This window comes from Exiguobacterium sp. BMC-KP, from assembly GCF_001275385.1.
GTDB lineage: Bacteria > Bacillota > Bacilli > Exiguobacteriales > Exiguobacteriaceae > Exiguobacterium_A.
On sequence record NZ_LGIW01000015.1, the window covers coordinates 96,089 to 110,136 of the forward strand.

13 protein-coding genes are annotated in these 14,048 nt (G+C 45.8%); 12 read left to right on the forward strand and 1 reads right to left on the reverse strand.

What is annotated here, in order from left to right; all coding sequences use genetic code 11:
* Positions 1-8: 8 nt before the first annotated feature.
* The 4 genes from ADM98_RS06020 to ADM98_RS06035 all read left to right on the forward strand — a co-directional run bounded on the left by ADM98_RS06020 (position 9) and on the right by ADM98_RS06035 (position 6,163).
* Positions 9-1,532: an alpha-amylase family glycosyl hydrolase gene (locus ADM98_RS06020; RefSeq protein ID WP_053452691.1), complete on the forward strand. Its 1,524-nt coding sequence runs from the start codon at positions 9-11 to the stop codon at positions 1,530-1,532.
* A gap of 35 nt (positions 1,533-1,567) precedes the next feature.
* On the forward strand, positions 1,568-2,599 hold the full coding sequence (locus tag ADM98_RS06025; protein WP_053454489.1) for a LacI family DNA-binding transcriptional regulator: 1,032 nt from the start codon (positions 1,568-1,570) through the stop codon (positions 2,597-2,599).
* 225 nt (positions 2,600-2,824) lie between these two features.
* Entirely contained in the window at positions 2,825-5,125 is a 2,301-nt protein-coding gene (locus ADM98_RS06030) for a glycoside hydrolase family 65 protein (RefSeq protein ID WP_053452692.1), read from the forward strand.
* 186 nt (positions 5,126-5,311) lie between these two features.
* Positions 5,312-6,163 carry a YitT family protein gene (locus ADM98_RS06035; RefSeq protein WP_053452693.1) on the forward strand — a complete coding sequence of 284 codons (852 nt, stop codon included), beginning with the start codon at positions 5,312-5,314 and terminating at the stop codon, positions 6,161-6,163.
* A gap of 47 nt (positions 6,164-6,210) precedes the next feature.
* Here the strand turns inward: ADM98_RS06035 and ADM98_RS06040 are convergent, their stop codons facing one another.
* Entirely contained in the window at positions 6,211-7,020 is an 810-nt protein-coding gene (locus ADM98_RS06040) for a Cof-type HAD-IIB family hydrolase (RefSeq protein ID WP_053452694.1), read from the reverse strand.
* Between the two features lie 198 nt (positions 7,021-7,218).
* Here ADM98_RS06040 and ADM98_RS06045 point away from each other — a divergent pair, with 198 nt between their 5' ends.
* The 8 genes from ADM98_RS06045 (at position 7,219) to aroE (ending at position 14,046) form a co-directional block, all read left to right on the forward strand.
* Positions 7,219-7,413 (forward strand): YjzD family protein, encoded by a 195-nt coding sequence (locus tag ADM98_RS06045; protein ID WP_023467415.1) that lies wholly within the window; start codon positions 7,219-7,221, stop codon positions 7,411-7,413.
* A 63-nt stretch (positions 7,414-7,476) separates the two neighbouring features.
* Positions 7,477-8,610, forward strand: coding sequence for a beta-aspartyl-peptidase (gene iadA / locus ADM98_RS06050; protein WP_053452695.1), 1,134 nt, complete (start codon positions 7,477-7,479; stop codon positions 8,608-8,610).
* A gap of 13 nt (positions 8,611-8,623) precedes the next feature.
* Complete coding sequence (locus ADM98_RS06055) at positions 8,624-9,112, forward strand: thioredoxin family protein (RefSeq protein WP_053452696.1); 489 nt, start codon at positions 8,624-8,626, stop codon at positions 9,110-9,112.
* A complete protein-coding gene (locus tag ADM98_RS06060) occupies positions 9,105-9,884 on the forward strand; it encodes a phosphatidylserine decarboxylase (RefSeq protein ID WP_053454490.1) in 780 nt (259 codons plus the stop codon). The genes ADM98_RS06055 and ADM98_RS06060 overlap by 8 nt, the downstream gene beginning before the upstream one ends.
* A gap of 50 nt (positions 9,885-9,934) precedes the next feature.
* Complete coding sequence (locus ADM98_RS06065; protein WP_053452697.1) at positions 9,935-11,284, forward strand: ArsB/NhaD family transporter; 1,350 nt, start codon at positions 9,935-9,937, stop codon at positions 11,282-11,284.
* A 136-nt stretch (positions 11,285-11,420) separates the two neighbouring features.
* The gene (locus ADM98_RS06070) at positions 11,421-12,005 is read left to right on the forward strand and encodes a YqeG family HAD IIIA-type phosphatase (protein WP_023467420.1); all 585 of its coding nucleotides are present in this window, start codon (positions 11,421-11,423) and stop codon (positions 12,003-12,005) included.
* A gap of 143 nt (positions 12,006-12,148) precedes the next feature.
* Complete coding sequence (yqeH, locus tag ADM98_RS06075) at positions 12,149-13,258, forward strand: ribosome biogenesis GTPase YqeH (protein WP_023467421.1); 1,110 nt, start codon at positions 12,149-12,151, stop codon at positions 13,256-13,258.
* The gene (aroE, locus tag ADM98_RS06080) at positions 13,258-14,046 is read left to right on the forward strand and encodes a shikimate dehydrogenase (RefSeq protein ID WP_053452698.1); all 789 of its coding nucleotides are present in this window, start codon (positions 13,258-13,260) and stop codon (positions 14,044-14,046) included. Before yqeH ends, aroE begins: the two co-directional genes overlap by 1 nt.
* Positions 14,047-14,048 lie beyond the last annotated feature (2 nt).

The window sequence follows — 14,048 nt, forward strand, 5'->3', positions numbered from 1 at the left end:
TCAGCGGCATGAGACGAGGCATAATGCTTCTCCTCTTGCCGCTTCTCTTGTCTATCGGACTTCAACCGATGACCGGAGAAGCAGCAAGTTGGGAAAAGGAACGGATGTATTTCATCATGGTCGATCGCTTTGAGAATGGTGATCCGAGTAATGATAAAGAGGCGGATCCTGAAAATCCAAAAGCCTTCCAAGGTGGAGATTTAGCAGGGGTGACGAAACGTCTTGATTACATTAAGGAAAAAGGCTTTACTTCGATTTGGTTGACGCCAATCTTCAAGAACCGCCCAAATGGCTATCATGGATACTGGACGGATGATTACTACGAGATTGATCCGCACTTCGGAACAAAAGAAGAGTTCAAGCGTCTCGTCAAGGAAGCGCATGAACGGGATATCAAGGTCGTTCTCGATCTTGTCGTCAATCACTTAGGACCGAATCACCCCATGGTCAAAGAAAAACCGGACTGGTTCCATAAAAATCAACCAATCATGAACTGGAATAATGCATCGGAAGTCGAAAATAATTGGTTATTTGATTTACCAGACTTCAATACGGAAAATCCGGAAGTCGTGGATTACTTAGTGGATGTTGCGAACTACTGGGTCGATGAAACGGGTATAGACGGTTATCGACTGGATACGGTTCGCCATGTGCCAGCCGCATTTTGGAAAACATTCATTCCTGCAGTAAAGGAAAAGCATCCAGACTTATTCTTGTTAGCAGAAGTCTTTGATGGAGATCCACGAAAAATCGCGTCTTATTCGAAATTAGGTTTTGATTCCGTGACGAACTTCCCGTTTTATTATGGCGTGAAGGATCAATTTGCTCGGAAAAATGGTTCGGCGGAAGAGTTAGATTCAGTTTATAATCGAGATACTACGTTTAACCCGAATGCTAAGAGACTTGCAACCTTCATTGACAATCATGATGTTAAACGTTTCATCACAGAAGCAAAGGTTGGTGGAGCGGATGAAGAGGAGCGTCAGTTGCGGTTAGCATTGTTCGCACTCTACGCTGCACCTGGTATGCCGATCGTCTATCAAGGAACAGAAATCGCGATGCCAGGCGGTGAAGATCCCGGAAACCGGATGATGATGATATTTGATCAAAACAAGAAGATGCAACAGTACGTCAAGACGTTGAACGAGATGCGTCAAGATTATCCAGCGTTTGCAACAGGGAAGCAACGCTTGATTGCAAAGACAGATCATATGGCAGTCTACTCACGGGAGACGAAACAACAACAAGTCGTTTACGCCATCAATCTTGGAGAGAAAAAAACGAGCTTGCGCGTATCTGCGAAAGAAATCGGTGATGACAAGCGCCTAAGAGGTCTATTGTTCTCAGACTTAGTGCGTCAAGATGGTGACGCTTATGAAATCACGCTCGATGCGAGTAGTGCGAACAGCTATGTCATTGAAAAATCACAAGTCAACTGGTGGTCGATCATCGCAATTGGTGCAATTGCTCCGATTTTAGCACTCGTTCTTCTTCTCGTTCATCGTAAACGCATGCAACGTCAAACAAAATAAAATACTCAAGTAGGGGAAATGGTGAGGTGAAGGGGATGCAAGTAACAATCAAGGATGTAGCACGGGAAGCGAATGTCGCACCCTCGACGGTATCACGCGTCATTGCGAACAGTTCACGCATCAGTCAAAAGACAAAAGAACGTGTTCGGCAGGCGATGGATGAACTCGGATATTATCCGAACGTTCATGCACGTAGCCTAGCAAATCGGACGACACAGGCGATCGGCCTCGTCATGCCAAGTGCAGCAACAAAAACGCTTCAAAATCCATTTTTTTCGGAAGTCATTCGAGGGATTAGTACAAAAGCACATCAAAATGGTTATTCATTGTACATGACGACAGGTGTTTCGGAAGAAGAAGTGTACGAAGGAGTCGTCTCGATGGTTCAGGGTCGTCGAGTCGATGGTGTAGTTGTCCTCTATTCACGTACGGATGATAAAGTCGTCCAATTTTTGCAAGACTCGAAATTTCCATTCGTCGTTGTCGGAAAACCATTCAGCGATTCATCACATGTCACGTATGTTGACACGGACAACTATCTAGCAGGACGTGAAGTGACAAAATATCTTCATCAACTCGGACACGAATGCATTGCATTCGTTGGAGGAGCACAGGACTTAGCCGTGACGCAAGAACGTGTTGGTGGGTACAAGACAGCTCTGATGGAAGAGGGCATTCCGATTCATGAATCCTATATCGTAAGTGCACCGTTCATGACGACAGGTGGCGCAGAAGCAGTTAAACGATTGATGTCACTTGAACATCCTCCGACTGCTGTCGTCGTCAGTGACGATATGATGGCACTTGGTGTCATGAGTACACTGAATGAGATGGGGATCAGTGTTCCTGATCAAATGGCCGTTGTCAGTTTCAACAATTTGTTCATCGCTGAATTTTCAAGTCCACCACTGACTTCTGTTGAAATCAATATCTTTGGACTAGGTTTTGAAGCAACGAATTGTTTAATTGAACAAATCAATGAGGATGCGACACCTTATGGAAAACGCGTCATCGTTCCACATTATCTCGTTGTCCGACAGTCATGTGGCGGAAAAGTTGAAGCATGAAATAAAGTCTATTTTTAAACCGAATGGTTTGGAAATAGACTTTTTTGCTTAAGTTTAAACGCGTATTTCTAGTAAAAGGAAGCGGTTGCAGAAAAAGAAATTTATTTTCGTGCAAACGATTGCATTGAATCTTTTTATGTGTACAATAAAGGATGTAGAGTATAGATGAAACGCTTACATGAACGGTGAATCCGGCATGCGTAGCATAAAAGGAGCGACTTGACGATGAAACGACTTTTTGAGGTCAATGAGTGGAAAATTACAGAGCTTGGTTTTCATCCAGAAGATAATCGACTAGCAGAGTCCATGACATCGATTGGAAACGGTCATATGGGAATGCGTGGTACGTTTGAAGAAGAATATACAGGTGATACGCATCAAGGAATGTATGTTGCAGGAGTCTACTATCCGGATAAAACACGTGTTGGTTGGTGGAAAAATGGTTATCCGGAATACTTCGCGAAAGTACTCAATGCTATTAACATCATGGGCTTGAAAGTATCTGTCAATGGTAAAGCTGTTGATTTGAATACATGGGAAGTCATCGACTTCAAACGTGAACTAGACATGCAACATGGCGTATTGACACGGACGATGCTATTGAAGAATGGTGTCGAAGAAACAAAAATTGAATCAAAGCGTTTCTTTTCGATTGTCGATAAGGAAGTAGCCGCATTGCAATATACAGTGACACCAGTCAATTTTGAGGCAGAGATCGTCATCGAATCGTATCTTGATGCGGATGTTGAGAATGAAGACTCGAACTATGATGAAAAGTTCTGGCTCCCCGTTGAACATGGGATCGAAGAGCGTTTCGGTTACGTCACATCAAAGACAAAAAAGCTCGATTGGCACGTAACAGCAGCGATGATCACAGATGTTGAAGGCGCACAGTGTGAAGTCGTCGATGGCAATACGCAATATGTAGCGAATCGCTTCACGAAACAAGCAGCAGTTGGCGAAGGCGTCACAGTCGAGAAATTCGTTGCGCTCGTAACGAATCGTGATCATGACATCGAGGCGTTACTCGAACAAGCGATGAAACGGGTTCATGTTGCTTTTGAATCAGGTTTTGAACCATTACTTGCGACACATGAAGCAGCATGGTTACACCACTGGGAAGAAGCAGACGTGAAGATTGAAGGAGATGTTGAAGCGCAGCAAGGAATTCGCTTTAATATCTTCCATATGTTCCAGACCTACACAGGTGAAGATTCTCGCCTCAATATCGGTCCAAAAGGATTCACAGGCGAGAAGTATGGTGGTGCGACGTATTGGGATACGGAAGCATACTGCTTGAATTTCTATCTTGCGACATCAAAACCAGAAGTGGCTTGGAACCTCCTTAAGTATCGTCACAATCAATTGCCGCAAGCGAAAGAAAATGCGGATAAGAATGTTGGAATGAAGGGTGCTCTTTATCCGATGGTGACGATGAACGGAGAAGAATGCCACAACGAGTGGGAAATCACTCACGAGGAGATTCACCGAAACGGTGCGATTGCACATGCAATCTATAATTACACGAACTACACGGGAGACACGTCGTATCTCGGACAATACGGATTTGAAGTATTGGTTGAAATTTCTCGTTATTGGGCAAGTCGTGTCAATTACGTGCCGCATAAAGACGTCTACATGATTCTTGGTGTGACGGGACCGAACGAATACGAGAACAACGTCAACAACAACTGGTATACGAACCTGATTGCGGCATGGTGTCTCGAGTATACACAGACCGTTCATCGTCATCTAGCACAGGAAGAACCAGGACGTCTACAAGAACTGATGCATCAATTAGCGTTGACGGATGAGGAACTGGCGAAATGGGCGGATATCGATGCGAAGATGTATTATCCAAAAGACGAAGCAGCTCCTGGCATCTTCATGCAACAGGACGGCTTCATGGATAAAGAACAAATCTTGGTCGCTGAACTCGATCCAAAACATCTCCCGCTGAACCAGAATTGGTCTTGGGACCGGATTCTTCGTTCTGTCTTTATCAAACAGGCGGATGTTTTGCAAGGTCTCTACTTCTTGACGGATCGCTTCAGTCTAGAAGAGAAAAAAGCGAACTTCGATTTCTATGAACCACGTACCGTTCACGAATCGTCATTGTCTCCATGTATCTATTCGATTATCGCAGCAGAAGTTGGCTATGAGGAAAAAGCAGTCGAATTGTATCAACGTTCGGCGCGACTAGACCTTGATAACTACAACAATGACACGGAAGACGGGTTGCATATCACGTCGATGGTTGGATCGTGGATGTCGATTGTTCACGGATTTGCTGGACTACGAGTAGCAAATGATACGCTATCCTTTAAACCAATGTTGCCAAAAGGATGGACGAGTTATACATTCCGGATGCAATGGCGCGGTCATCATATCCATGTCCATGTACAGCCGAATGCCGTCGAAATCGCTCAAACAGAAGGCGAGACATTTAGCCTAAACGTCCACGGAACGACTGTAGAAGTTCCAGCAGGAGGACAAATTACGGTTCCTGCTTCAATGACAGTGTAAGAAAGATAAAAAGAACCGATTTTTTAGTCGGTTCTTTTTTTGTGTAACAAGAATCAAGACACCTTTGTCACAAATGAAAACGCCATCATCAAAAAGAACATCAATCTTTGGAAATCTTGACTATCCGACGACATTTGAATGTGCTAAAGTGTTTCAAGATAGTTATGAATGAGAGGAGAACGGCGTGTGACAGCAGTAGTAAAGGAAAGTATGTTAAAAGTGATCGTGGCTTCAATTGGAGGATTAGTCATCGCCGTTGCCATGAACTGGTTTTTGATTCCTAGTGGTGTATATTCGACTGGATTTACAGGACTTGCTCAAATCTTGACGCAAGTACTTCAAAATACAGCATTTGCGTTTGGGGAGAACGTCTGGTTCTTAGCGTTGAACTTGCCTTTGATCGTACTCGCCTGGATCATGCTAGGTCGGAGTTTTACAATCATTACGTTAGTTTCGGTTTTAGCAACGACGATTTTTATCGGTTTGATTCCTCAATATGCTGTCATACCAGGTGACCAAACACTGAACGCAGTGTTCGGTGGGGTTTTGCTTGCGATCGGTACAGGGATTACGATCAAGTTCGGTGCTTCGACCGGCGGATTTGACATCGTAGCTTTAATCTTCGCCCGTTTCTCCGATCGTAGCGTCGGATTATACTTGTTCGTCTTGAACTTCTTGATCGCTTTATTAGCAGGCGCATTATTCGGTTGGTCGACTGCTTTGTATACGATCGTCTTCATCTACGTGACGTCTAAGGTCGTCGATGAGATTCATACAAGCAATCAGCGTTTAACGATCTTCATCGTCACGAACCATGCAGATGACATCACGACGGCGCTACATCAGCATATCATTCGCGGAATCACGCAGATTCCTTCGATTGGTACGTATTCACGAGCTGAAAAAGCGACATTGATGATGGTCATCGAGCGTCACGAATTGCGGGATATCGAACGAATTTGCCGGGATGCAGATGAAACAGTCTTCATCAACGTCGTGGCGACGGATTCAGTCGTTGGATATTTCCGAAAAGGATAATGAAAAGCACTTGCTCTGCGAAATGCAGGCAAGTGCTTTTTTAGTCTTTAAGCGAGTCCTAAGACATGTCTCAAGTAGTAAGCAATCCCGTCGTCCTCGTTTCGTTTCGTCGTACCGTTCGCGAGATGTTTTAGAGTAGGAATCGCATTCCCCATCGCGACCCCATGTCCCGCATATTCAATCATCTCTAAGTCATTTTCCTCGTCACCGAACGCGACGATTTGTTTCGAGTCAATGCCAAGATGGCGCGCAATGTGTGCGAGTCCGACTGCTTTACTTGTCCCTTTTCGCATCACTTCGACCATGAACTCGGGTTTGACCCATTGGCGATTGAGAACGGTCTCGGCATGGACACCAGATAGTTCAGAGCGAATCTCATCAACATGTTCACCCTTCGCATGAATCAGAAGAGACGTTGGTTCGTGAAGAAGTACCTTACGTAAATCACCTGTAGTGACGGATAGGGCATGGTCGGTATAAAATTCGTAGATACCGACTGGATCATATTGAAAATAGACATGATCCGTGACTTCACAAACAATATTTTGTGTCTTTGTTTCAGCGACCGATTCCAAAATATGTTGAACAGTCTTTAGCGGAATCGGATGATGCTGGACTTCGAAGTGCGCATCTTGCGGGTGATGGACGAGACCACCGTTAAAATTAACGATTGGTGTCGTCAAACCAAGCTGTTCATAGTATTTGCGAGCGTGACGAAATGGTCGTCCTGTTGCAATGACGACTTCGTGACCGTTCGCACGCGCACGTTGCAGCGCAGCGATGTTCGCAGCACTGATCGTTTTATCATCTTTTAAAAGGGTGCCGTCGAGATCGACAGCGATTAAGTGACGGGTCATGATGAAATCCTCCGCTTTCTTTTCGTTAATTCTACTGTAGCACATGAAGCGATTGTCCTTTGTATGAAACGATTAAGTTTTTCAAGTAAAAGAAAGCGCTTGAAAAAAATAGAGAAAGGCTGTTGCTTGGATTAAAAAATGGTATACTACAAATCGTAGGACAACACTATAGTACGTTATGGAAACGGAGGGGAAATCATGCGTTTTCTCGTTACATTCTTTTGGTCATTCTTACTCGTGAACACTGCTGTGTTCATCGTATCAGCGGTTGATGCAGTAACGTATAGCTTCGGATTCGCGACAGCGATGTCTGTCGTTACTTCACTTGTCGTCTTCGCACTTGATGCCGTCAATGAAGATTTAGGTCTTGGTCAAGGGACTAAGGCAGAATAAGGAAAAGCGAGATGTCGTCATATGGACGATAGGCTCGCTTTTTGTCTTAAGGAGGAAGAATCAATGATTATCATTGAACAAGTCTTGTTGCGGCAGACGCCCCAAGATGTTTACATAGCAGGAAATCAAATCATCGGTATCGGTTCCTATACCATCGATCAAGCGCTGATTACCCACCGAATCGATGGTCGTGGCAAACGGTTAGTACCTGGATTCATTGATGGGCACTTACATCCAATCGGTGGTGGTGGAGAGGGTGGTTTCGCAACAAGAACGGCACCTTTGACCGTGCGTGACATCTTTGAAGGTGGTGTGACGACGGTCGTCGGGTTACTCGGCACAGATGGCTGGACACGGACGGGAATTGATCTCCTCGCACACATACGCGGGTATGCCGCATCTGGGATCCGTCCGTTTCTATTAAGTGGAAGTTATGCTGTACCGCCGGTGACGTTAACCCAATCGACAGGACATGATATCGTTCTTATCAATGAAGTGATCGGTATTGGAGAGATTGCGATCAATGATCATCGGTCGACCCAACCGACTGCCCATGAGTTGGCGCGGTTGGCGTCAGAAGCCCGAATTGCTGGAATGGTCAAAGGAGTGTCGGGAACGATGAACGTCCATATCGGAGACGGCAAGCAAGGGCTCGATTTGTTACATGAAGTGATCGACACGACTGATTTACCAATCGGACAATTCCTGCCGACGCATATCAATCGAAGTGAGCGGATTTTTGAAGCGGGGCTCGCTTGGGCGAAACGAGGGGGGCGGATTGATTTCACGGCGTGTACGACAGAAAGCTTCATTGCAGAAGGCGAGATTCCAGCAGGTGAGGCAGTTTCTCGTGCTTTGGCAGAAGGAGTTCGACTCGATCAGATTACGATGTCGAGCGATGCTGGTGCTAGTCTTCCAGCGTTTGACGATGCCGGAAGACTAGTCCGGATCGACACGGGGAAACCGTCTTCACTGATGCAAGCCGTGCGTGATGCGGTGACGCATGGTGTTGATTTCGATAGTGCAATTGCGACGATCACGCGACATGTCGCAGATGCTTATGGTGTGTCAGGTGGTCAGATAGCGGTCGGAGAACGAGCCGATCTGTTACTGATTGATGACGCTTTGCAAATCGATACGATTCTTGCGAATGGTCATGCTATAATGGTTCAGAAAAAATGGCTAATACCAGAATGACGGAGGGATAGACGTGTCAAAGCAATCGAAACGTAAAAACACGAAAAAACCGCAATCTAAGGCGAATTGGATTACAGCGGGAGTCATCGCCTTGATTGTATTGGTTGGAGGATTACTTCTGGTCTTCACGGACCGAGAGGATTCTGCATCAAAGAATGGCAATTTAACGGCTACACAAGTCGCGGATAAAGTGAAATCCGGTGATGAATTTTATACGTATTTCTATCAAACAGGTTGTGTCCATTGTGAAAAAGTAAAACCATATCTCGTACCCCTCGGTGAAAAACAAGATATTCCGTTCGAACAGATTGACCTTGCTGTTGAACAATCGGCTTGGGATACATTTGGCATCGAAGGAACACCTACTGTTGTTCATTTCAAGGATGGTAAGGAAGTCGGACGAGTAGCAGGTGAGCAAACGGAAGACAGCTATAAAGAGTTCTTTGCTGGAAAACAAGTCGAGGATTCAAAAGAAGAATCATCCGGTGATCTTAATGATTAAAAAGTGGTTCTACTCTCGTGTGTTCGAATTAAATGGACACCCGTTCGTTGCCAAACAACTGAAACGTTTTGCGATGAGTGGGATCAGTCGTCCGTTCATCCGTCCATTCGTTCAAGCATATGATTTAAATATGGCGGAAGCGACTCGGAATCTAGAGGAGTATTCGAGTTTACATGATGTTTTCATTCGTCATGTCAAATCAGAAATGCGACCGATTGATCAAGCAGAAGGCGCATTCGTTAGTCCTTGTGACGGTGTGTTATCCGTCGTTGACGATTTGACTGCTGATATTCGCTTCACTGTTAAAGGACAATCGTATACGGTGTCAGAATTACTCGGTTCCCATCATGAAGCACAGCAATACGTCGGGGGACGTGTGATGATCTTTTATCTAAGTCCGCAAAACTATCATCGTGTCCATGTGCCAATGGATGGGACGGTTCGGACGAGTTATACACTCGGTCGCGATTCAGCACCGGTGAATGAAATTGGTTTAACGCATGCACTTCGTCCATTGACACGGAACTATCGTCGTGTGACGCGTATCGTTCAAGGAAAACACGCTTTAGAACATGTCATGGTTGGTGCACTGAACGTCAACTCAATCGTGCGGACGAACGAAGCAAAGGACCTTCGACGAGGTGACGAGTTCGGTTATTTCTCATTCGGTTCAACGGTTGTTCTGATTTGTCCGAAAGATGCATTGACGTTAGATACCCAAGCGATTGGACCAGTTTTGATGGGGCAACGCCTCGGACAATGGCATTCATGAAAGCGAGACGCCCGTTCTGGGCGTCTCCTTACGTTTAGGAGGAATGAATCATGCCGGCATTGGCATTAGCAGAAATCGGAAGCACGCAGGTCCAAACGTATATTGCGCTTATCATTTTTTTAGTGACCTATGGCTTCATCATTAGTGAAAAAGTAAGTCGAGCGATCGTTGCTTTACTCGGGGCGCTCGCGATGGTTATCATCGGTATTGTCGATCTTGAGACCGCATTGTTTGAATACATTGAATGGGGAACAATCGTCTTATTGATTGGGATGATGATCCTTGTCACGATTGCCAACCAATCTGGACTGTTCGAATACATCGCAATCCGAGCAGCTAAAACGACTAAAGGCGATCCGATTAAGGTACTGATTTTATTGTCCGCATTGACAGCTCTCGGATCAGCTTTTCTTGATAACGTCACGACCGTTTTACTGATCGTTCCGATTACGTTTTCGATTACGAAAATACTTAAGATCGCACCGTTTCCGTTTTTGCTGGCGGAAGTTCTATTCGCGAACATCGGTGGAACAGCCACTTTGATTGGAGATCCACCGAATATCATGATTGGAGCAGCGAATCCGCACTTGACGTTCAACGCCTTCTTATTGAATCTCGCACCAATCATTCTGATCATTACGGTCGTGACGATCGGCATTCTCTACTTCGTCTTCCGGAAGCAACTGCACGTCGAAGCGGAAGATCGACAAAAATTGATGGAAATCGATGAAAATAGTTACATTGTCAGTCGAAAGCTTGTCACACGGAGTAGTATCGTTCTCGTTAGTACGATTGCACTGTTCGTATTGCACCCGATATTTGATCGAATCGGGCTCCATCTCGAAGCACCGGCCATCGCGATTCTTGGAGCAACGATCCTCATGTTACTAACAATTGAGAACGATCACCAGCTCGAGGGCATCTTTGCTCGCGTCGAATGGACGACGATTTTCTTCTTCGCGGGATTGTTCGTGCTCGTCGGTGGGATTCAAGAAGCAGGCATCATCCGCTATCTCGCTGAAAAAACGATTGATTTGACAGGAGGAGACATTCAGACGACGGCGACTGCTGTCCTGTGGTTGTCAGGGATTGCCAGTGCGACAATCGATAACATTCCGTTCGTCGCGACGATGATTCCACTTATCAATGATGTCGCTGCTGGAATTGGATTATCCCCTGCGGATGCGAAAGTGGATGTCTTATGGTGGTCGCTCGCGCTTGGGGCATGTCTTGGAGGGAACGGGACACTCATCGGTGCGTCAGCGAACGTCATCGTTGCTGGTCTTGCAACACGACAAGGCGAAAAATTCACCTACATGCGCTTTTTAATTTACGGAGCACCGATTACGATCGTGACGTTGATTTTATCGCAACTCTATCTATGGATTCGCTATTATTAAGAAAACGGGAGGTCCGCCTTCCGTTTTCTTTTGTGCGTCGCTCTTACTATCTGATTGTGCTATAATCGAACGATAAGAACATAACTGTTTCTTAAACTTAACTATAGAGCTAGACCATTATCTGGAGGTTTTATTCTTGTTCAAACGACTTTATCCGAAACATTTCGTGGCTTCGATCTACGATATCGACCTTGAAATGCTCAAACGAAACGGTGTCAAAGCTATTTTGACCGATCTTGATAATACGCTCGTCGCATGGAATATCGCAGATGCTCCAGACGAATTGGTTGCTTGGCTGGATATGGTAAATAATCAATATGGTTTCGACGTCATCATCGTATCGAACAACAATGGAGACCGCGTTAAGAAGTTCGCGGATCCACTCGGATTGCACTATATTGCGCCGGCTCGAAAACCGTTACCTATCGGGTTTAAGCGAGCCCTAACGGAATTCGGGTATCACGCGAAAGAAGTCGTCTTTTTAGGAGACCAACTCTTCACGGATGTACTCGGTGCAAACTCCGTTGGAATCGAAGTCATCCATGTTCAACCCGTCGTCAAGACGGACGGTGTCGTCACGAAATTCAATCGCCTGATGGAACGTGTCATTTTCCGCCGGATGAAACGCAAAGGAATCTATAAGTTGACACAACGCGTCAAAGAAGATCCTTCAGCGCTGGAACATCCGATCGAAACACTTCGTCAGGATAAGCAACAATAACCCTGTCAGATCGGTAGATGAAAGGGAAGGCAGCAGTCGCAACACGTACGGCGAGAGGTCGGAAGTTACGCTCTTGGAGTAGCGAGCAGGGCGCTACGGTGAAAAGAGAAGGGAGAACGTTCCCGCATGCGGCTCAACATAATATGATCGAAGAAATCCACTGCGCTGGTTGTGGTGTCGCCATTCAAACGGAAGACACAAAAGCACCAGGATACGCACCTAAATCTGCACTTGATCGTGAAATGGTCATTTGCCAACGTTGCTTTAAATTGAAGCATTATAATCAAATCCAAGATGTATCGTTATCGGACGATGATTTCGTTAAAATTTTAGACGGAATCGGTCAAAAAGATGCTCTTGTCGTTAAAATCGTTGATATCTTCGATTTTAATGGAAGTTGGTTACCGGGATTACATCGGTTCGTCGGAAAAAATGACGTCTTACTCGTCGGGAACAAAGCCGATTTATTGCCGAAGTCATTGAACCCGAACCGTCTCATGAACTGGATGCGTCAAGCATCGAAGGAACTTGGATTACGTCCAGTCGACGTTCATCTGATCAGTGCGAAAAAAGGTCATGGTGTTGATGAACTCGCTGAAAAAATCGATTATTATCGCAAAGGGCGCGATGTCTATGTCGTCGGTTGTACGAACGTCGGAAAATCGACATTAATCAACCAAGTCATCAAACGTTTTGGTGAAGAGGATGAAGCTGTCATCACGGTCAGTCACTTCCCGGGAACGACACTTGATTTGATCGATATCCCACTCGACGATAACTGTAATCTGTATGATACGCCGGGAATCATCAATCATCATCAGATGGCTCACTACGTTGATGCAAAAGACTTGAAGTTGATCACACCGAAAAAAGAGATCAAGCCGCAAGTCTTCCAAATCCATCCGCAACAGACCCTCTTCTTTGGAGGTCTTGCACGATTGGACTATATGGAAGGGAACAAGCGTTCATTCGTCATCTACATGTCGAACGAATTGAAAGTTCACCGGACGAAGCTTGAAAAAGCAGACGATTTATATGCAAACCATAATGGTGAGCTATTATCTCCACCGAACGAAAAGACGCGTGAGATGTTACCGCCGCTCGTTCGTCATGAATTCAGTCTCCGTGACAACATGAAGACGGATATCGTCTTCAGTGGACTCGGCTGGGTTGCGGTTCATGGAAAAGGTGGACGTGTTGCTGCTTATGCCCCGAAAGGTGTCGCTGTATCTTTACGTGAGGCGCTCGTCTGATGCGCTTTGCCGTCATCGGTCATCCGATTGCCCATTCACTTTCGCCTGAGCTGCATACAGCTTGGCTGGAAGCGGCTGGGCTTTTCGGCTGTTATGACCTCATCGATGTAACGGAGCAGGAATTGCCGCAGATCATTACGAAATTACGCACGCGTCAGTTAGATGGAATCAATGTGACGATCCCGCATAAGACAGCCATCATCCCGTATCTGGATCGATTGGAGCCGGCAGCTCAAAAAGCAGGAGCCGTGAATACGGTGTACCGCAAAGACGGGCAGTTGATTGGTGCGAATACGGATGGGATTGGATTCGTCCGCGCGTTAACGGTGCGTCGTCCGTCATTTAAAAAGACACTTGTCCTTGGTGCGGGTGGTGCAGCGCGAGGCATCATTGCTGCGTTGCCTGGAGATGTGACGATCACGAATCGGACACAGGAACGCTCAGAGGCAGTTGCCACTGAATTTGGAGCACATGTTCTGCCTTGGCAACAAGCTCTTGATTTAACAAGTTACGACGTCATCATTAATACGACTTCTGTTGGGATGGCGCCACATGTCGAAGCACGCCCGATCGAATTGACCGAGACGCACGCCTTGATTTGTGATATTATTTATCGACCGACGCCGACCAGTCTATTGCGTGAAGCGACTGAAAAAGGTCTCGACACACTTGACGGCGTCCCGATGTTCGTCTTACAAGCGGCTGAAGCATTTGAACGCTTCACCGGCAAAGCGCCTGACCTCGCACTTGGCGAGCAGGTGATACGAAAGCAATTGGAGGAATTTTAATC

What these genes read in the sequence shown, in the direction of transcription:
- ADM98_RS06020 (WP_053452691.1), top strand. Translation starts at nt 9, where the DNA reads ATGAGACGAGGCATAATGCTTCTCCTCTTGCCGCTTCTCTTGTCTATC.
- ADM98_RS06025 (WP_053454489.1), top strand. Translation starts at nt 1,568, where the DNA reads ATGCAAGTAACAATCAAGGATGTAGCACGGGAAGCGAATGTCGCACCC.
- ADM98_RS06030 (WP_053452692.1), top strand. Translation starts at nt 2,825, where the DNA reads ATGAAACGACTTTTTGAGGTCAATGAGTGGAAAATTACAGAGCTTGGT.
- ADM98_RS06040 (WP_053452694.1), bottom strand. Translation starts at nt 7,020, where the DNA reads ATGACCCGTCACTTAATCGCTGTCGATCTCGACGGCACCCTTTTAAAA.
- ADM98_RS06045 (WP_023467415.1), top strand. Translation starts at nt 7,219, where the DNA reads ATGCGTTTTCTCGTTACATTCTTTTGGTCATTCTTACTCGTGAACACT.
- iadA (WP_053452695.1), top strand. Translation starts at nt 7,477, where the DNA reads ATGATTATCATTGAACAAGTCTTGTTGCGGCAGACGCCCCAAGATGTT.
- ADM98_RS06060 (WP_053454490.1), top strand. Translation starts at nt 9,105, where the DNA reads ATGATTAAAAAGTGGTTCTACTCTCGTGTGTTCGAATTAAATGGACAC.
- ADM98_RS06065 (WP_053452697.1), top strand. Translation starts at nt 9,935, where the DNA reads ATGCCGGCATTGGCATTAGCAGAAATCGGAAGCACGCAGGTCCAAACG.
- yqeH (WP_023467421.1), top strand. Translation starts at nt 12,149, where the DNA reads ATGATCGAAGAAATCCACTGCGCTGGTTGTGGTGTCGCCATTCAAACG.
- aroE (WP_053452698.1), top strand. Translation starts at nt 13,258, where the DNA reads ATGCGCTTTGCCGTCATCGGTCATCCGATTGCCCATTCACTTTCGCCT.